At 64.7% G+C, this 17,915-nt stretch carries 14 protein-coding genes; 6 read left to right on the forward strand and 8 right to left on the reverse strand.

The window, feature by feature from the left end:
* The first annotated feature begins 36 nt into the window (after positions 1 to 36).
* The gene (locus KIP88_RS31835; RefSeq protein ID WP_214492114.1) at positions 37 to 2,028 is read left to right on the forward strand and encodes a hypothetical protein; all 1,992 of its coding nucleotides are present in this window, start codon (positions 37 to 39) and stop codon (positions 2,026 to 2,028) included.
* Here the strand turns inward: KIP88_RS31835 and KIP88_RS31840 are convergent.
* Both KIP88_RS31840 and KIP88_RS31845 read right to left on the reverse strand, forming a co-directional pair.
* Positions 2,025 to 2,651, reverse strand: a complete 627-nt coding sequence (locus KIP88_RS31840) for a DUF2147 domain-containing protein (protein ID WP_214492115.1) — start codon at positions 2,649 to 2,651, stop codon at positions 2,025 to 2,027. The genes KIP88_RS31835 and KIP88_RS31840 overlap by 4 nt on opposite strands.
* Before the next feature lie 126 nt (positions 2,652 to 2,777).
* The gene (locus KIP88_RS31845) at positions 2,778 to 3,806 is read right to left on the reverse strand and encodes an NAD(P)/FAD-dependent oxidoreductase (RefSeq protein WP_214492116.1); all 1,029 of its coding nucleotides are present in this window, start codon (positions 3,804 to 3,806) and stop codon (positions 2,778 to 2,780) included.
* Between the two features lie 160 nt (positions 3,807 to 3,966).
* On the opposite strand from KIP88_RS31845, the gene KIP88_RS31850 reads away from it, so the two are divergent.
* Both KIP88_RS31850 and KIP88_RS31855 read left to right on the forward strand, forming a co-directional pair.
* The gene (locus tag KIP88_RS31850; protein WP_214492117.1) at positions 3,967 to 4,422 is read left to right on the forward strand and encodes a thioesterase family protein; all 456 of its coding nucleotides are present in this window, start codon (positions 3,967 to 3,969) and stop codon (positions 4,420 to 4,422) included.
* The gene (locus tag KIP88_RS31855) at positions 4,419 to 5,528 is read left to right on the forward strand and encodes a S9 family peptidase (protein WP_214492118.1); all 1,110 of its coding nucleotides are present in this window, start codon (positions 4,419 to 4,421) and stop codon (positions 5,526 to 5,528) included. Before KIP88_RS31850 ends, KIP88_RS31855 begins: the two co-directional genes overlap by 4 nt.
* A 15-nt stretch (positions 5,529 to 5,543) precedes the next feature.
* Here KIP88_RS31855 and KIP88_RS31860 read toward each other — a convergent pair whose 3' ends face one another.
* Together KIP88_RS31860 and KIP88_RS31865 are read right to left on the reverse strand one after the other, a co-directional pair.
* Positions 5,544 to 5,864 (reverse strand): 2Fe-2S iron-sulfur cluster-binding protein, encoded by a 321-nt coding sequence (locus KIP88_RS31860; RefSeq protein ID WP_025588945.1) that lies wholly within the window; start codon positions 5,862 to 5,864, stop codon positions 5,544 to 5,546.
* A gap of 140 nt (positions 5,865 to 6,004) precedes the next feature.
* The gene (locus KIP88_RS31865; RefSeq protein WP_214492119.1) at positions 6,005 to 6,382 is read right to left on the reverse strand and encodes an Hpt domain-containing protein; all 378 of its coding nucleotides are present in this window, start codon (positions 6,380 to 6,382) and stop codon (positions 6,005 to 6,007) included.
* A gap of 383 nt (positions 6,383 to 6,765) precedes the next feature.
* On the opposite strand from KIP88_RS31865, the gene KIP88_RS31870 reads away from it, so the two are divergent.
* A complete protein-coding gene (locus KIP88_RS31870) occupies positions 6,766 to 12,117 on the forward strand; it encodes a negative regulator of septation ring formation (protein ID WP_214492120.1) in 5,352 nt (1,783 codons plus the stop codon).
* Positions 12,118 to 12,193: 76 nt separating this feature from the next.
* Complete coding sequence (locus tag KIP88_RS31875; protein ID WP_214492121.1) at positions 12,194 to 12,487, forward strand: hypothetical protein; 294 nt, start codon at positions 12,194 to 12,196, stop codon at positions 12,485 to 12,487.
* Positions 12,488 to 12,678: 191 nt separating this feature from the next.
* Here KIP88_RS31875 and KIP88_RS31880 read toward each other — a convergent pair whose 3' ends face one another.
* From KIP88_RS31880 to KIP88_RS31890, 3 genes are all read right to left on the reverse strand, one after another.
* Positions 12,679 to 13,566 (reverse strand): MlaD family protein, encoded by an 888-nt coding sequence (locus KIP88_RS31880; RefSeq protein WP_214492122.1) that lies wholly within the window; start codon positions 13,564 to 13,566, stop codon positions 12,679 to 12,681.
* A gap of 114 nt (positions 13,567 to 13,680) precedes the next feature.
* Positions 13,681 to 14,451 (reverse strand): ABC transporter ATP-binding protein, encoded by a 771-nt coding sequence (locus tag KIP88_RS31885; RefSeq protein ID WP_065752586.1) that lies wholly within the window; start codon positions 14,449 to 14,451, stop codon positions 13,681 to 13,683.
* A gap of 2 nt (positions 14,452 to 14,453) precedes the next feature.
* Positions 14,454 to 15,587, reverse strand: coding sequence for an ABC transporter permease (locus KIP88_RS31890; protein WP_214492123.1), 1,134 nt, complete (start codon positions 15,585 to 15,587; stop codon positions 14,454 to 14,456).
* Positions 15,588 to 15,727: 140 nt separating this feature from the next.
* Here KIP88_RS31890 and dgcA point away from each other — a divergent pair, with 140 nt between their 5' ends.
* On the forward strand, positions 15,728 to 16,723 hold the full coding sequence (gene dgcA / locus KIP88_RS31895) for an N-acetyl-D-Glu racemase DgcA (RefSeq protein ID WP_214492124.1): 996 nt from the start codon (positions 15,728 to 15,730) through the stop codon (positions 16,721 to 16,723).
* Here dgcA and KIP88_RS31900 read toward each other — a convergent pair.
* Positions 16,693 to 17,892, reverse strand: coding sequence for an MFS transporter (locus KIP88_RS31900; protein WP_214492125.1), 1,200 nt, complete (start codon positions 17,890 to 17,892; stop codon positions 16,693 to 16,695). The genes dgcA and KIP88_RS31900 overlap by 31 nt on opposite strands.
* Positions 17,893 to 17,915: the final 23 nt, after the last annotated feature.

The raw sequence follows: 17,915 nt of genomic DNA on the forward strand, positions 1-17,915 counted from the left end.
CTTATTTCTGCCTTACCGCTAACGTCAAACGACGCCATGGCTGGAATGCTCTTACGTTCGATGATGTCGGTCGCGCTGGTTGCCGGTGCGCTGGCCGACATATCCACGTCCGCTGCGCAGGCCCAGACCGCCGGCGGCTATGGGCCGCTGCAGATTTCCTGGGAAGTGCGCAACCGTTTCCGCCTGTTCCGCGAGGAGCGCGATTTCCTGCTGCACGCCGAAACCGGGCGCGGCCGCAGCGTGCTGGCTTCGGAGCAGGCGCTGGCAATCCAGAGCGACGGCCGCGGCTGGGCACGTAACACCGTAAACCGGCTCTGTATCGATCTCGCCGGCCGCGTCAACGAGCCGTGCACCCGCGACAACGTCAAGGAAAGCTATCTGACGCCGATCGATCATCCGATCGTGGCCCGGCTGACCGGTCCGGTTCCGGTCGGCGCCACCTGCGCCTGGACGTTCGACGATAGCGACGGCCCGCAAACCTCCACCTTCGACTGTGCCGAGCCGGTCAATCTCAGGGTCCGCTATGGCCGCACCACGGTTGCCACCGTCGACGTGTCCAGTTCGGAGGGTAGTCAGCGTGTTTTCACCGAGATCGCGGTGCGCGACATTTTCATCGCCGGCCTCGGCGACAGTGTCGCTTCCGGCGAGGGAAATCCGGACCGGCCGATTGCGCTGTCCGATGAGGGCTTTTGTTTCCGCTCCTATCTCGGAACGGCAGCGGCGCAATACTACCGTCCGAGCCGCGCCGGCTATAAAGGCGGACGCGCCTGCGAAGCGCCGGACTCGCTGACGGTTTGGCAACGCCAGAGCGCGCTCTGGTTCAATCCTGCTTGCCACCGTTCGCTCTACAGCTATCAGACGCGGACCGCGATGGCGCTCGCCGTGCGATATCCGCACATCGCGGTGACCTATCTGCCGCTGGCCTGCACCGGCGCCACCATTGCCGATGGGCTGTTCGGCTCGCAGCGCGCCCGCGACTGCCTGCCGTCGAAATCGGGCGGTGCGTGCCAGGGCAACGTCAACGGGCAACTGGCCGAACTGCGTGAGGCCCTCACCGCCGCGAAACGCCGGCAACCGGATCGCAAGCTCGACCTGGTGCTGCTGTCGGTCGGGGCCAACGACATCTATTTCTCCGGCCTCGTCGCGGACGTGATCGTGGACACGGCGACCGAACGCGCGCTGTTTCGGCGCAGCGGCGTCATGGCTTCAGTCGACGACGCGCGCTCGGCGATGACGCGGGACCTGCCGCAGGGCTTTGCAAAACTGCGCGAGGCGCTGAAGCCGCTGGTCGGCGGCGACCTGTCGCGGGTGGTCTACACCTCCTACGCCAATCCGACGGTGGCGAATGGCGGCGCGCCCTGCCCCGGCGGACGCGCCGGCTTCGACATTCATCCCTCCTTCAACGCCCAGCCGCAGCGGCTGGCGGCCGTGTCGAACTTCGTCGAAAGCGAATTCCTGCCGCAGTTGAAAGGGCTGGCGCTCTGCGAAGGCGGCATCCTGTGCCGCAATCCGGGCACCGACCGCATGACCTTCGTCGATAGCCATCAGACCAGCTTTGCCAGCCACGGCTTCTGTGCGCGCGCCGAAAGCGATCCCGAATTCGATCGGCAGTGCTTCTCGGCGACCGGCAACAGCTTCGATCCCGATATCGTCACCGCCGCCAGCCAGCCGATGCTGTGCGGCCGCAGCGCCGGGGAGTACCGCGCCTATCTGCCCCGCGCGCGCTGGATCCGCGATGCCAATGACAGCTACTTCGCGGCAATGACCTACCCGCAAGGCCTGCCGACATCGCAGCAGCCGGCCGACATCCATGACGCAACCTGGGGCGTGTTGTCGGCGGTCTATGGCGGCGCGGTGCATCCGAGCGCCGAGGGCCACGCCGCGATGGCGGATGCCGCCGTGCCGGCCGCTGCCGCCGTGCTGCAGCTCGATGCGGCGGTGCCTGAAGTCACGTCGCAACCGGTGGCGCCGATCCCGACTGCGCCGGGCGCGCCGCGGCCACCAGGCAGAGCCGGCGGACTTTACTAGCGAACAGGAGCAGGTGCAGGTGGGTGTGCGGGAGCCGGCGCTGGTGCCGTAGCCTTCTTGGGCGCTGCGGGCGCCTTTGCTGCACCAGCCGGCGGCTTCATCGCCGCGGCCTGCGCCGGCAGATATTTTGCGATGATCGCGGGATCGACCTGCGCCAACTCCGTGTCCGGCAGGCGGGTCCAGATCTCATCCTTGCCCAGCAGCGAGATGCCGAGATAGCCGCGCATCGTCAGCGTCTGCCCATCGGGGCTCAGCGTCATCTTGGCCTTGTAGATCTTGCCGTCGCGCGGATCGAGCACGTTGCCGTTCTCGTATTTCAATCCGTCACGCTTCATGTCGCGGATGAAGGAGAGCCCGAGCCACGGCGCATCCTTCCGATCGTCGGTGCATTTCGAGCAGATCGGATTCGGAGGATCGCCGGGCTCGAGAAAAAGCTTGGCGAACGCGCCTTCGAAGAGGCCGTTGCGATCGACCACCAGAAACCATCCGACCGGCTTGCCCTTCTCGACCTTCTGCCAAAGGCCGGTCGCAGAAGGTTCCGCCGTCTGTGCGGCGAGTTCCCCGGCAAACGCGAGCACAATCACGATCGGGAGTATCAGTTGAAATCCGGTCAGCTTGCGCATCGTCATCACCTGATCAATTCCCTAAATGAATGGGCGCAGACTAAGGCCATTTCGCGGACGGTTCCAGTAACGATCGCCGCGCGGTTCCGGTAAAGCTCCGGGAGCCCAACTGTCATTTTTTGGGAATCAGTTGACTCCGAGCTTCTTCTGCAGGCTCGACGACGAGGTGGTGTACTGGAACACCAGCCGCTTGTCCGGATAGACGTAGCGGTGCGCCTTCTGCGCCATCAGCGCGCCTTCGTGGAACCCGGACAGAATCAACTTGAGCTTGCCGGGATAAGTGTTGATGTCGCCGATCGCGAAGATGCCGGGAACATTGGTCTCGAACGCCGCGGTGTCGACCGGCACCAGATTGTTCTCGAGCGCGACGCCCCAGTTCGCCACGGGGCCGAGCTTCATGGTCAGCCCGAAGAACGGCAGCATCGTATCGCAGTCGATCTTCGAGATCGCGTTGTCGTTGCCTTTCATCACGGCCCCGGAAAGCTTGCCACCCTCGCCTTCCAGCGAGGTGACCTGACCGATCTTCAGATCCATTTTTCCGCCAGCCACCAGCGCGCGCATCTGCTCGACGCTGTGAGGCGCCGCGCGGAAATCGTCGCGCCGGTGCAGCAGCGTCACGCGTTTCGCAATCGGATGCAGATTGAGCGTCCAGTCGAGCGCGGAATCGCCGCCGCCGACGATCAGGATGCTCTTGTCGCGGAACTGCTCCATCTTGCGCACGGCGTAATACACCGAGGTGCCTTCATAGGCCTCGATGCCCGGCACCGGCGGACGCTTTGGCTGGAACGAGCCGCCGCCCGCCGAAATCGCGACCACCTTGCATTCGAACACCTGGCCGGCATCAGTCGTCACGCGAAAGCCGGGATCGCCGATCTTCTCGATCGTCTCCACCATCTCGTTGAGATGGAAGGTCGGATGAAACGGCTTGATCTGTTCGAGCAGTGCGTCCGTCAGGCCCTGGCCGGTGACGAAGGGAATGCCGGGAATGTCGTAGATCGGTTTTTCCGGATAGAGCTCGGCACACTGGCCGCCGATCTTGTCGAGGATGTCGACCACATGCGCCTTCATGTCCAAGAGGCCCAGTTCGAAGACCGCAAACAGGCCGCACGGACCCGCGCCAATAATCAGCACATCGGTTTTGATCACTTCGCTCATGTCAGCTTCTTTTCGGTTGAACCTGGCGGGAAGGCTGCATCTGTCTAGCCAACCCCGGGCTAACAGGAAAGCCATAATATGGCGTTCGCGACGGCCGCAACCCCTTGCCGTCATTCGACAAGTGGGCTGTAAGGGAACGAGATTTTCGGAGATGGCCCCCGTGAACGCACCCTTGCGTCCCGACGCGACCCCGCGTCTGGAGGATTTTCCCTATCGCCTGTCGGACAATGTGAGATTTGCCGACCTCGATCCCAACCAGCACGTCAACAACGCGGTCTACGCCACCTATTTCGAAACCGGCCGCGTCACGCTGATGAAGGACCGCAGCTACGGGCTGATGCCGGAAGGACTCGGCTGGATCATGGTGCGGATCGATATCCATTTCCGCGCCGAGTTGCACTGGCCGGGCAAGATCGAACTGGGGCTCGGCGTCGCCAAGTTCGGCCGCACCTCGGTGAGCTTCGATCAGGTGGTGTTTTCCGAAGGCAAATGCATAGCATCAGCGCGCGCGATCACCGTCCTGATCGATGAAGTCACGCGCAAGCCGGCACCGCTGACACCTGAGCTGAAAGCGAAATTTGCGCCGTGGATCCGCCGCGGCGTGGATCCCGGATGAGGCGCGCCGCGCTGCTCCTTCTTGCGTTCGCCGGCGCCGCGCTACAGCCTGCCGCCGCGGCGGACTATCATCGCGAGGACCTGCGTATTCCGATGGAGGCCGCGGGCCCGCGCGGACTTGAAGCGATGCTGCTGCGGCCGTCGGGCACGCGCCGCTATCCGCTCGCCTTGATCAGCCACGGCACCCCACGCGAGGGGTCGGCGCGGGCGCCGATGTCGCCGTATCGATCCTATCGGCAAGCCCTCGAATTCGCCCGCCGGGGCTTTGCGGCACTGGTCTTCATGCGCAGAGGATACGGCGACTCCGGTGGCCAATATGCCGAGAGCAGCGGCCCGTGCGACAGGCGCGAATATTTGCGTGCGGCATCGCAGTCAGCCAGCGATCTGCGCGCGGCGATCGAGGCCATGCGTAGCCGGACCGACGTTTCGACCAATGGCATGATCGCGGTCGGCGTCTCTGCCGGCGGCTTCGCGTCGTTGGCGCTGACCGCCGATCCACCGCAGGGGCTCGCTGCCGCGATCAACTTCGCCGGTGGCCGCGGTTCGCGCGCCGACAATGACGTCTGCGACGAGGATGCGCTGGTCCGCGCCTTCGCCACGCTAGGCAAGACGTCGCGGATTCCGACGCTGTGGATCTACGCACAGAACGACAAGTTCTTCGGGCCCGAACTGGTGCGCCGAATGCACACGGCGTTCACCGGCGCCGGCGGGCGTGCCCAATTTATCGATGTCCCGCCATTCGGCGACGACGGCCATTCGCTGTTTTCGCGCGGGATACCGCTGTGGACGCCTGTGGTGGATAGCTTCCTGCGCGATCAAAATCTGGGTACGCGCGATATCGCCGCGATGCCGGCGCCATCGCCGATGTCGCCACCGCCGCAACTGCGCGACAAGGGGCGCGCGGGATTTGCCGATTATCTTTCCGCCAGCCCGCACCGGGCCTTTGCCGTCTCGCCAAAAGGAGCTTTCGCTTTCCGCGGCGGGCGCCGGTCGACACGTGAAGCGGCGGAGGCTGCCCTCGCCGGCTGCGCGGAGTACGCGCCCGATTGCACGCTATATGCGGTCGACGACCATCTCGCGGAGACCGCCAACACCGGATCGCGCTGAATGTTTTTTCGAACTTCAGGCCTGTCGTTCCGGCGTCGACACCACGAGGCCGTCGAGGTCGTCGCTTACCTTGATCTGGCACGACAGCCGCGAGTTCGGCCGCACGTCGAAACCGAAATCCAGCATGTCTTCTTCCATCGGGGTCGGAGCGCCGACCTTCTCGCGCCAGGCTTCGTCGACATAGACGTGGCAGGTCGCGCAGGCGCAGGCGCCGCCGCATTCGGCTTCGATGCCGGGAATGGCGTTGCGGATCGCGGCTTCCATCACGGTCGCGCCGTTCTCGACTTCAATGGTTCGTTTTTCGCCGGTATGGTCGACAAAGTGGATTTTGGCCATGATCGCTCGTGCTGCCGGAATATGTAAGGAAGGTCCCGGCAGTCCTATAACGGGTCGATCCGCACAGCGCCAGCGGTCGGGACGAAAACCTTAAGGCAGCACTTTACCGGAATTTTGGCCGATACGGACCGCTTTTTCGCTCAGGAACGGCGCAGAACGGGCTCGATCGCCGCCCGAGCCTCCGCAACCGCCTCGTCGAGCTCGGCGAGCGCAGCGGACGCATCGAAGCCTCTGGCGATGGCCGCCTCCAGCCGGGCTGCGGCATCCGCGACGGCAAAAGCGCCGATCGCGCGGGCCGAGCCTTTCAGCGTATGCGCCAGCGCGCTGGCATCCGCAGGCATGGCAGCGAGCGTGTGGACCAGTCTTGCCGACTGCGCCACGAACATCGCCAACACTTCTTGCTCGAGGCCGGCATCGCCAAGCGTCATGCGGCTGAGATGTTCGAAATCGATCGGCCCGTCATCGGGAGCCAGCGGCGGCGATGGCATCCATTGTATCCGTTCGAGATGAAGCGGCATGATTTGAGGTCCGGATCGCCTCGCCGCAGCGATTCGGAGAGGACTTTTCAACAACCAACCACGGACCGGTTAATGGAACGTTCTCCGAACTCGCCACATATTCGCCCTATTTTAGTCACCAATCCGTCTTGATCGACGATGTGGTTCCAGAAACTTGTGTATCTTTAGGGCCTTAAGGAACAAAGCTGTTAACGATGATTAAGAATGTCTTAATCACGGCCATTTCATTCGTATCGCTCAACCAATAGGATGTTTGCGGACGTGTGCGGACAAGCTGCCGGCGGGCACGCTTGCGGTCCGCGGGGGGTTATGAATCCAGCTTCGAACTTGCAGGTTTTTTGCGAGAACGGCTGGGTGCATGGTTAAGAGGGCTCGGACTGAACATGGCGAACAATCCCAAGAAGGTCAAAGATCCCACTGAAGTCGCGCTCTCCGCCATTCAGGAAGCGCTCAACATCAGCGATACGAGCGTCGACGCCAACCGAAATTCGATCGGCGGCGAACTCTCGCCGCCTTCCATGCCCTCCGCCGCCCCCGCCTATTCCGAAACGCCGTTCGACACGCGCGGAAGCGCGGAGCGACAGGTGTTCGATTCGATGGAGGAGCCGCGCAGCCCCCGCCGCGCCGCCAATGACGATCGCGAAACCATCGGACAGATCCTGCAGGCGATCCAGAAGAACCAACCTGCCCGCAGCGTCTACACGCTTGCCTCCGTGTTTGGCGGCGTCTGGGTGATCGGTTGTGGCCTGCTGACCGTCAGCTTCCTGCCCGCGCTGCAGGCGGCGATCGGACAGAGCGGCGGCGTGCTGGTGCTCGCCGGCCTTGCCGCGTTGTTCTTTGCACCGGTGCTGTTGTTCTATTTCCTCGCCAGCCTCGCCTGGCGCGGCCAGGAAATGCGGATGATCGCGCAGTCGATGGCGCAGGTCGCGATCCGCTTCTCCGAGCCCGAGGGCGCCGCCGCCGATTCGATGGTGACCGTAGGGCAAGCGATTCGCCGCGAAGTCGCTGCGATGGGCGACGGCGTCGAGCGCGCGATCGCGCGCGCCGGCGAACTGGAAACGCTCGTCGCCAATGAAGTCGCAGCCCTCGAGCGCGCCTATTCCGACAACGAGGTGCGGATCCGCGCGCTGCTCCAGGACATCGCGCATCAGCGCGACAATCTGGTCGGCCAGGCCGAGCAGGTTCGCAGCGCCATTTCCGGCGTCCAGATCGATCTGCGCCACGACATCGCGCTGATTTCGGATGCGATCGCTTCACGCGTCGACGAGGTCGCGAAAAGCATCACCGGCGCGCTGGAAGAGCGCGGCCAGCACATCACGAGCGCGCTCAGCCATGCCGGCGACAACATGATCCTCGCGCTCGGCGAGCGCGGCGGCGACCTGCTCGACCGCCTGGAAGAAGCCAGCGCCGAGACCACGCGCGCCGTGCTCGACGCGTCCGAGCGGCTGACCACCAGCCTCAACTTCAAGACCGGCCACGTCCACGACGAGTTCGTCGATCTTGCCGATCGCGTCCACGAGATGCTGAACGAACGTATCGATCGCATCACCGGCGAATTCGAGCAGCGCTCCTCGACCATCGTCGACGGCATCTCCGACCGCACCGAGCAGGTCCACGACTCCCTGAAGAATTCCTCCGACTCGCTGCTGCTCGAACTCGAACTGCGCTCGGGCGATCTCGTCGGCAAGATCGACGATGCCGGCAACCGCCTGGCGAGCCGCATCCTCACCTCCGGCGACAAGGCCAGCGACGCGCTCGACGTGACCGTGAACACGCTGGTTGCCAAGGTGATCAGCCAGACCGAGAACGCGCACGACAGCCTCGCGCTGCAGATGAGCGCCTACGACGAGCTAGTGAAGAACCAGGGCAGCGAGCTTGCGGAAAAATTCGCCCGCGACAGCGGCACGCTCGGTGCGCTGATCACGCGCCATATCTCCGAGTTCGATCGCACCGTCAAAACCTTCGGCGGCGAGATCGTCGAGCGCATGGGCGCGCGCACCCAGGAGATCAGCGACAGCCTGAAGAATTACGTCGACACTTTCGACACCCGCCTCGTCGCGAACAGCGGCGAGATCACCGCCTCCCTCGATCAGCGCCTGCTGCAGTTCGAAACTACGCTCGGCACCCGCGTCAGCAGTCTCGATACTTCGCTCGACAACAAGATCAAATGGTTCGATGAGACCGTCGACGGCCGTCTGCAATCACTTGAGACGACGTTCGACACCCGCGCCAGGTCCGTCACCGAGACCATCGACAACCGCCTCAGCACACTGACGGGCTCGCTGACCGACGGCGCCGCGCAGGCGATCCAGTCGATCGACCAGCGGCTTACCCTCCTCACCTCCTCGCTGACCGAGGGCACCGCGCAGGCGATTGCAGCGGTTGACCATCGTATTGCCAACGTCACCGAAACCCTCGATGGCCGCAGCGTCTATCTGACCGACACCATCCAGGCGCGGTTCCAGGAAATTCACCAGGGCATTGAGACGCGAGTCGGCGACATCGCCAGTGGACTCGAGACGCGGGTCGGCGGCATCGCCAGCGGCATCGAGATCCGGGTCGGCGACCTCGCCAGCGGCATCGAGACGCGTGTCGGCGCCATCGCCGGCGACATCGACACCCGCGTGGCGCAGTTCGAGGATCTGCTCGGCTCACGCATCGAAGCCGTGGCTGGCCGGATCGAAAGCAGCGGCCGCCAGGCCAGCGAAGACCTGATGTCGCGCGCCGAGATGCTGTCCTCCGGCATCAAATCGCATGTCGAGGATGCCGAGCGCTCGCTGACCAATCTCGTCGTCAACACCGCAGAGACCATCCAGACCGGCGCGCGCACCGCGCAGCAGGCGCTGCTGACGGTTTCCTCCGATGTCGGCGCACAACTCAAGCTGACCTCGGCCGAGGTCGAAGCCGCCCTCACCGCCGTCGGCACCGGCGCCGCCGCTTCGATCCTCACCAGCGCCCAGGGTGCCCAGACCTCGCTGGTGTCGGCCTCCTCCGAGGCTGCCTCGCAGATCAAGTCTCTCGCCGCCGACATCGAGCGCACCCTTTCGGCAGCAGGCGACGCCACGGCCGCGTCGGTTCTGTCCGGCGCGCGCGAGGCGCAGACCACGCTGGTGACCGCATCCGCGGACGCGGCAAACCACGTCAAGTCGCTTGCCGCCGACGTCGAGCGTTCGCTGTCGATCGCAGGAACTGCAACCGCCGAGGCCGTCACCGCCGGCGCCCGCGAAGCACAGAACACGCTGTTTGCCGCCTCTACCGAGGCCGCAACTCAGGTCAAGTCGCTCGCAGCCGACGTTCAGCGTTCGCTCTCGATCGCCGGAACGGCAACCGCCGAGTCGATCACCGCGGGCGCCCGCGAGGCCCAGAGCACCCTCATGAACGCGTCCGCCGAGGCATCGAGCCAGGTCAAGTCGCTCACCGCGGACGTGGAGCGCTCGCTCTCGATGGCCGGCAATGCCACCGCCGAGTCGATCACGACGGGCGCGCGCGAAGCGCAGAACACGCTGATCACGGCGTCGACCGAAGCCGCCAACCACGTCAAGTCGCTGGCGATCGATGTCGAACGCACCCTGACCGCGGTCGGGGCCGGCACCGCCGCCTCCATCCTCGGTACCGCGCGCGAAGCCCAGATCTCGTTTTCCGCGACCTCCGCCGACGCCGCGAACCAGATCAAGGCGATCGCCGCCGACATGGAGCGCTCGCTCGGCGTCGTCACCGCCAGCACCACCGACACCATCCAGACATCAGCGCAGAACGCGCAGAGCGCGCTGGTCGCCGCAACGAACGAGGTCAGCACCAAGGTCAAATCGACCTCCGCCGATATCGAGCGTTCAGTGCTCGCCGCGAGCAGCAATTTCGGCTCGACGATGACCGGCAAGACCGACGAAATCGTCACCTACGTTCAGCAGCAGACCGACCGTCTGGCGCAGATCGTCGACAGCCGCCGCGGTTCGCTGGTCGAGGCACTCAGCACCAGGGCCACGCAACTGACGACCGACATCGACCGCGTCACCGCCGACGCACTGAAATCGATCGAGTCCCGCGGCCAGGCCTTCTCGCAATCGATGTCGACCCACGGCTCGGAAGTCGCGCGCACGATCACGTCCGCGGGCGATCTCGCCACCGGCGCGGTGGCCAAGTCGCTGAAGGACATCGAACAGGCGTCGCGTTCGGCCATCGACCAGTCGCGTCAGGTGTCGATCGCCGCCGTCACCGAAATGCAGGAGACCAGCAAGATCCTGCGCACCGATACGGTGGCGCTGTTCGAGCGGCTGCGTGAAGGCAACATCCTGCTGCAGGAAGTGCTGACCGGCGCCCACGACAATCTCAACTCGCTGGAGCGCGCGCTGGTGACCCGCGTGGCCGACTTCGTGTCCGCCATGAACGACGTCACCGCCCGCAACGGGATCGCCACGCAGACCCTGGAAGACCAGCTCACCGTCTTCAACAGCAAGACCTCGAAAGCGCTGGAGGATCTCGGCTCGCTGTCGACCGAGTTCGAGAAGCACGGCAAGGAACTGGTCGAGGCAGCCGGAGTGGTCGAACAGGCCAACCGTACCACCTCGACCTCGGTCGCCGACCGCAAGTCGCAGCTTGAATCGCTGGTGACCACCATCGACCTGCGCACCACCGACCTCGACCAGCGCCTGTCGCGCTTCACCGGCCTGCTCGACGAATCGCTCGCCGCGGCCGAAGAGCGCGCCCGCGATATCGCGCGCGTGGTCGCGGAAACCGCCGGCGCCGGATCGGCCGCGATCAGCCGCCAGTTCGAAGCGGTGCGCACTGCGGCCGAAAACGAGCGGCAGCAGACCCTCCATGCGATGAACGACCTGTACCAGCAGAGCACCCATGAGACGGATGCGATGTTCAAGCAGTCGACCGAGAAGTTCGGCGCGATGGTTCAGTCCATGAAGCAGATGGCCGCCGAAATGCACAACGAGCTCGAGGCGACCCGCAACGAGCTGCGCCGCGGCGTGCTCGAGATGCCGCAGGAGGCCGCCGACAACACCGCGCAGATGCGCAAGGTGATCGTCGACCAGATCGAGGCGCTCGCCGAGCTCAACCGGATCGTCGCTCATCATGGCCGCGGCCTCGACGTCGTGACCTCCGGTCGCGCCAGCGTGCAGCGCCAGGAGGAGCCGGTAGCGATGGCCGCCGCCGGCGGTCGCAACGACAGTCGCAACGAAGTGCGCATGCGCGACGCCGGCAGCGCATCGACGCTACCGCCGCCGGACCTCGGCATGCCGGCCACGCGCCGCGCCGAAGCTCCGCCGGTCTCGCCGGCAAGCCAGGACGCTGGACGCGGCGACGGATGGCTGTCCGACCTCCTCCACCGCACCGATAACGGCGGCGGTGGCGGACGCGAAGCGCCCCGTGGCCGCCCGCCGCAGACCCCCGCCAATCCGCTGGAGTCGCTGTCGCTCGACATCGGCCGGCTGATGGATCGCAACCTCGCCTCCGAAATGTGGGACCGCTATCAGCGCGGCGAGAGCAAGGCGTTCACCAAGCGGCTCTACACGCCCGCCGGTCAGAAGGCGTTCGACGAAGTCGCGCGCAAATACCGCGCCGACCGCGGCTTCAAGCAGACGGTCGACCGCTATATCGCCGAGTTCGAACGGCTGCTCGACGAAGTCGCGCGCGAAGATCGCGGACCGCAGGCGCTGCGCGGCCACCTCACCTCGGAGACAGGACTCGTCTACACCCTGCTCGCGCACGCGGCGGGACGGCTGGGGTAAAAAGCGAGTAGCAAGTTGGAAATAAAGACGGAGGCAGCGATGCCTCCGTCTTTGTTAGAGATCCCCGAGGGCCTGAATGCGCTATCTAACGATCGATGGAATGCTGTCCGGAACGGGCATCAAGGACTCCCTCGCTGGGGAATATCTCGATCCTCGCGTAATCGGCCTTTCTCCTGAACTCGTCCAAAGAATCGAGAACTGGGTGATCGAGTACGAAACTGCCCACTACCATCAGTTCAACGACGAGACCGAAAACCAGCGATTGGATCAAGAAGATATTGAAATCGCCCGGCAAACACGAGGGCAGCTTACTGAAAGTAAAGTTGAATACTTTTCGCACGCCCGGATGCAAAAAATTGCTTTCAAATAAGGGCCCGCGAGGGCGAGCAGCCTGCGGCTTGATGATGCCGTCATTGCGAGGAGCAAAGCGACGAAGCAATCCATTCTTCTCACGCGGCAACGTGGATTGCTTCGCAGAGCCTGTCATCGGGCGGCGCTTCGCGCTGACCCGTTGGCTCGCTATGACGCTGGTCGCGCTCGATATCTAATCGTTGCTCGTGACTACTGCCGCTTCTGCCCGCTCGGCGCCCTCGGGGCCGCCGGTGGTGGCGCCGGTGGCGGCGGCGGTGCTGCCGCCTGGCTGTTGCCGCCGCCGAAGATCACGCGGGTCGGGTTGCGGTCGAAATTGTTCACGGCGCGGCTGATGTCGGAGAGCGTGCGGCGGCCATCGGCCATCAGTGCGCCCGACCGCTTGTCGAAATCCTCGGCGAGTTCACGGATCGACTTCACCATCAGATTCAATTCGCCGCCGGCGGCGCCGCCTGCGATCGTGTTCAACCCGAGCATCAGACTGTCGGCCTTGCCCATCACGCCATCGACCCGGAGCATGACGTTGTCGATCTTCTCGGAATTGCGCGCGAGCGCAGCGGTGAAGGTTTCGAGATTCCGCAGCGAGTTCTTCACGGATTCCTGGTTGTCGGCAACGATCCGGTTGACGTTCTGCAGCGTGGCGCGAATGGACTCCGTCACGTCCTGCAGCGCGCTTGGATCGGCGGTCAGCATCGGCACGCCATCCTCGTCGAGCGGCACCGCAGCGGCGTTTTCCTCGCCGCCCTTCAGCGAGATCGCCGCGACGCCGGTCAGTCCCTGGAATTCAAGGCCGACGAGCGTGTCCTTGCGGATCGGGGCGTTGTTCTCAACCATCGCGAGTGCGACCACCCGCCGCGGATTGTCGAGCTTGACGGAGACAACCTCCCCTATCCTGATACCGTTGAAGTTGACGCTGCCACCATTGCGGAGGCCAGACGCCGGGCCTTCGAACACGATGCGGATCGGGCTGCGCTGCTTGGTGGTGTGCAGGCTCTGAAACCACAGCACGAAGCCGAACGCAGCGGCGATCACCGCCAGCGTGAAGGCTCCGATCAGGACGTAATTCGCCCGCGTTTCCATAACTCAAGGTACTCCGAAACCTGGGTCTGTTCAGCCTCGCCGATCAGACCCGTCATTTATCGCTTGTTTGAGCATGATTTGATCAAAAACCGGTGCCCGCTTCGTGATCACGCTCTAGCCCATGACCGCGCGGGCGCGCTTGCCGTGGAAATATTGCCTCAGCCAGGGATGCTGCGAGGCCTGCATGTCGGCGATCGAACCTGCAGCAATGATCTTACCGTTCCCTAAAACAGCGATGCGATCGCAGGCCGTATAAAGGCTGTCGAGATCGTGGGTTACCATGAAAACGGTCAGGCCCAAAGTGCGCTGCAGGGTGCGCACCAGCTCGTCGAAGTCCCCGGCGCCGATCGGATCGAGCCCCGAGGTCGGCTCATCCAGGAACACCAGTTCGGGATCGAGCGCGAGCGCGCGCGCCAGCGCCACGCGCTTGATCATTCCGCCGGAAAGTTCGGACGGATAGCGGTCGGCGACCTCGGGCCGCAAGCCCACCATGCCAAGCTTCGCCACCATGATCTCGTCGAGCAGCCGCTGCGAGACCTTGAGATATTCGCGCACCGGAAACTGGATGTTCTGCCGCACCGTGAGCGAGGAGAACAGCGCGCCCTGCTGAAACAGAATGCCCCAGCGACGCTCGACACCGCGGCGCTCCGCTGCACTCGCCGCATCGAGATCGACGCCGAACACCTCGATGCTTCCGGCAATCTTGGGCACGAGACCGATGATAGTGCGCGTCAGCACCGATTTTCCGGCGCCCGACGGGCCGACAAATCCGAGAATCTCGCCGCGCTTGACGTCGAGGTTGAGCCCGTCGAGCACCCGCGTCTTGCCGAACTGCACGGTGATGTCGCGAACCCGGATGATGGCGTCGGAAATCTCGCCCGCCATGGTCACATTCCGATCGATGCGAAGAAGATGGCGAACAGGCCGTCCATCACGATCACGAAGAAGATCCCCTTCACGACGGAGGACGTCGTGTGCTGGCCGAGCGACTCGGCGCTGCCCTGCACGGACAGTCCCTCGACGCAGGCCACGATGCCGATGACGGCCGCCATCACCGGGGCCTTGATCATGCCGACCACGAAATGATCGATCGAGATGGCGTCGCGCAGCCGCAGCAGGAACGCTTCGGGCTCGACGCCGCCATAGAGCCACGCCACCAGCCCGCCGCCGTAAAGGGCTGCCATCGCACCCAGAAACGCCAGGATCGGCAATGCCAGCACCAGCGCCAGCATCCGCGGCAGGATCAGAACCTCGATCGGGTCGAAACCCATGGTGCGCAGCGCGTCGATCTCCTCGCGCATCTTCATCGAGCCGAGTTCGGCGGTGTAGGCCGAGCCCGAGCGACCCGCCACCATGATCGCCACCAAGAGCACGCCGATCTCGCGCAGCACCAGCACGCCCAGCATGTCGACCACGAAGATGTCGGCGCCGAACTTGCGGAAATGGAAAATGCCCTGCTGCGAGATGATGCAGCCGATCAGGAAGGTGATCAGCACCACGATCGGCACCGCGCGCCAGCACACCTGCTCCAGATGATGGATGGTCGAGGTCAGGCGGAAGCCGCGCGGGCGAATGAGGACATGGGCGGCCGCGGCGAGCACCGCGCCCAGCATGTCGATCAGCCCGATCAAGGTGCCGCCGACGCCGGCCACGGTGCGGCCGATCTGCTCCAGCATGCCCGTGATCGTCACCCGATCGGTTTCGACGATCGGCTCGGCCTTCACGCGGCGCACCTCGTCGACCAGGCTCGAATAATTGGCCGACAGCCCGGCGATCTCACCCTCGACGCCGCCCTGGGTCAGGCTTCGCCGCAGCCGCTCGATCAGCCAGGCGCCGAACGTGTCGAGTTTCGACACCTGGGAGGCGTCGATAAAGATGTTGGGCCGGGTGCCGCCGAGCTTCTCGGCGTCGGCGACCATTCGTTCCAGCATTGGCGCAAAGCGGGCCGTCCACGAGCCGGTCGCGCACAGCGCCAGCGCGTTGCCTCTGGCTATCCGCTCCAATGTCGGGTTGCCGCTCACGATTGCCCATCCCTTGGCCGATATGCCCCCTGAAAAACGTCAGGTTCCGCACACCGCTCGCCTTGTAGAATCTGTCCCTAACCAGCCATAGTTGGTTGTAGCGAGCAAGCTTGCGGTTCAGAAAATTGCCAGATTTTAAAATGACTTCCAGCCATTCCCGAAAGCTTGCCGCCAGCATCGAACGCTGGCCGATTGCAGGCGCTTTCACCATCAGCCGGGGCGCCAAGACGGAGGCCGTCACGGTCGTCGCGACCGTCAGCCATGACGGCGAGAGCGGCCGCGGCGAATGCGTACCCTACCCCCGTTATGGCGAGACACCTGAAGCGACGCTGGAAGCGCTTAATGCAATGCAGGAACCGCTTGCGAGGGGACTCGATCGAGCGGCCCTGCAGGCGGCGATGCCTGCAGGCGCCGCCCGCAACGCGCTGGATTGCGCGCTGTTGGACCTCGAGGCCAAGCGCTCCGGCCAGCGGGTCTGGACCCTGCTCGGCCGGCCGGCGCCTCGGCCCTGCACCACCGCTTTCACGATCTCGCTGGGGACGCCGGAAGCCATGGCGGCGGCGACCGCGAAGGCCGCGCACCGCCCGCTGCTGAAGATCAAGCTCGGCGGGGACGGCGACGAGGCGCGGATATCAGCGGTACGCAAGGCGGCCCCGGAATCCGAACTGATCGTGGATGCCAACGAAGCCTGGACGGCGGACAATCTCGAATACAATTTGGCCGCCTGCGCCAACGCCGGCGTGACGCTGGTCGAACAGCCGCTGCCGGCCGGGCGGGATGAGGTGCTGGCGCGCATCAAGCGCAGGGTCGCAGTCTGTGCCGACGAAAGCGTGCATGACCGCGCCTCTCTCGAAGGCCTTCGCGCGCGCTACGACGCCGTCAACATCAAGCTCGACAAGACCGGCGGGCTGACGGAGGCGCTCGCAATGGCCGACGCCGCGCAAGCGCTCGGCTTTGAAATCATGATCGGCTGCATGGTCGCGACGTCGCTCGCAATGGCGCCGGCCATGCTGCTGGCGCAACAGGCCAGATTCGTCGATCTCGACGGTCCCCTGCTGCTGGCGCGCGACCGCGATGGCGGGCTGCGCTACGACGGCAGTCTGGTCTATCCGCCGGACGCGGCCTTGTGGGGCTGATGCGAGAGCCGGTCCCGCGCCAGCCAGACGACCAGCCCGCCGAGCGCGGCCATGACAGCCATCACGTAATAGATGCCCTGCCCCCAGGTCTCGTAGATCGTACCCGACGCAATCGACGCGAGGCCGGCGACGATGCCGCCCGCGGCGGTGAGATAGCCCTGAGCCCTCGCCATCACGTGGCCGGGCACGTGGTGCAGCATCAATCCCATGATGCCGACCTGCGTCAGCCCGAAGCTCAGCGCATGCGCGAGCTGGACGATCGCGAGAACCGCCAGCGGCAGGTCCTGCGCCGTTAGCACCCAGCGGGCGGCGGCACTCAGTGCCGCGATCAGCACCAGCATCGACGGCTGCAGGGTGAATCGCGGCGACAGCGCGAACAGCACGATCTCGGCAATCACGCCCAGGACCCACAGGGTTGCAATCGTCAGTCCGTCGTACCCTGCTTGTTGCCAGGCGATCGACGCGAAAATGTAATAAGCGGCATGGCTGCCCTGGATCAGCGCCGACGCGACGATGATCGCGATGAAGCCGCCGTCGCGCAGCAATGCGCTCGCGCCGCCGGTGACCGGTCGAGCGGTCCTGGTGTCGTCCAGCGGCTGCAGCGCGAGGCTGGCCAGCGCGCCGATCGCGGCCGAGCCGGCGATGATCCAGATCAGATGTCGGGCGGCGATGAGGTCGAACAGCACCCCGCAGACCAGCGCGCCGAGGACGAAGGCGGCCGAGCCCCACAGCCGCAACGGTCCGTAGTTGAGGCCGTAGCGCTTCACCCCCCGCAACGCATAGGCATCCGTCAGCGGCACCATGGGTGTCCACAGGCAGCAGGTCAGGGCGTAGATCAGGAACACCAGCACCGGCAAATGCTGGGTGCCCAGGATGAAAAAGCCCAGGGCGGTGGCAAAGGCGGTCACGATGATGCCGCCGCGCAAGGCCTGATGCCGTTCCGCAAAGCCCGTCACCACCGGCAGCACCGTAAATCGGGTCACCGGGGGAACGGCCGTGATCAGACCTATCCAAAACGCATCGATTCCGACCGCCTTCAACCAGACCGTGAAAAACGGCAGATGGGTGCCGGTCATACCGAACAGCGTGGCGTAAAACAGCGCCACCCGCGTCGCGAATCGTTTCGATGCGACTTGAGAAGCGATGGGGATTTGTGATTCGCTGTGCATCAATTCAATTGCGATTCGGGCAA

It is taken from the genome of Bradyrhizobium sp. SRL28, assembly GCF_018596315.1.
Lineage (GTDB): Bacteria > Pseudomonadota > Alphaproteobacteria > Rhizobiales > Xanthobacteraceae > Bradyrhizobium.

What these genes read in the sequence shown, in the direction of transcription:
- KIP88_RS31900 (WP_214492125.1), bottom strand. Translation starts at nt 17,892, where the DNA reads ATGCACAGCGAATCACAAATCCCCATCGCTTCTCAAGTCGCATCGAAA.
- KIP88_RS31840 (WP_214492115.1), bottom strand. Translation starts at nt 2,651, where the DNA reads ATGCGCAAGCTGACCGGATTTCAACTGATACTCCCGATCGTGATTGTG.
- KIP88_RS31865 (WP_214492119.1), bottom strand. Translation starts at nt 6,382, where the DNA reads ATGCCGCTTCATCTCGAACGGATACAATGGATGCCATCGCCGCCGCTG.
- KIP88_RS31855 (WP_214492118.1), top strand. Translation starts at nt 4,419, where the DNA reads ATGAGGCGCGCCGCGCTGCTCCTTCTTGCGTTCGCCGGCGCCGCGCTA.
- KIP88_RS31880 (WP_214492122.1), bottom strand. Translation starts at nt 13,566, where the DNA reads ATGGAAACGCGGGCGAATTACGTCCTGATCGGAGCCTTCACGCTGGCG.
- dgcA (WP_214492124.1), top strand. Translation starts at nt 15,728, where the DNA reads ATGACTTCCAGCCATTCCCGAAAGCTTGCCGCCAGCATCGAACGCTGG.
- KIP88_RS31845 (WP_214492116.1), bottom strand. Translation starts at nt 3,806, where the DNA reads ATGAGCGAAGTGATCAAAACCGATGTGCTGATTATTGGCGCGGGTCCG.
- KIP88_RS31860 (WP_025588945.1), bottom strand. Translation starts at nt 5,864, where the DNA reads ATGGCCAAAATCCACTTTGTCGACCATACCGGCGAAAAACGAACCATT.
- KIP88_RS31835 (WP_214492114.1), top strand. Translation starts at nt 37, where the DNA reads ATGGCTGGAATGCTCTTACGTTCGATGATGTCGGTCGCGCTGGTTGCC.
- KIP88_RS31885 (WP_065752586.1), bottom strand. Translation starts at nt 14,451, where the DNA reads ATGGCGGGCGAGATTTCCGACGCCATCATCCGGGTTCGCGACATCACC.
- KIP88_RS31875 (WP_214492121.1), top strand. Translation starts at nt 12,194, where the DNA reads ATGCGCTATCTAACGATCGATGGAATGCTGTCCGGAACGGGCATCAAG.
- KIP88_RS31870 (WP_214492120.1), top strand. Translation starts at nt 6,766, where the DNA reads ATGGCGAACAATCCCAAGAAGGTCAAAGATCCCACTGAAGTCGCGCTC.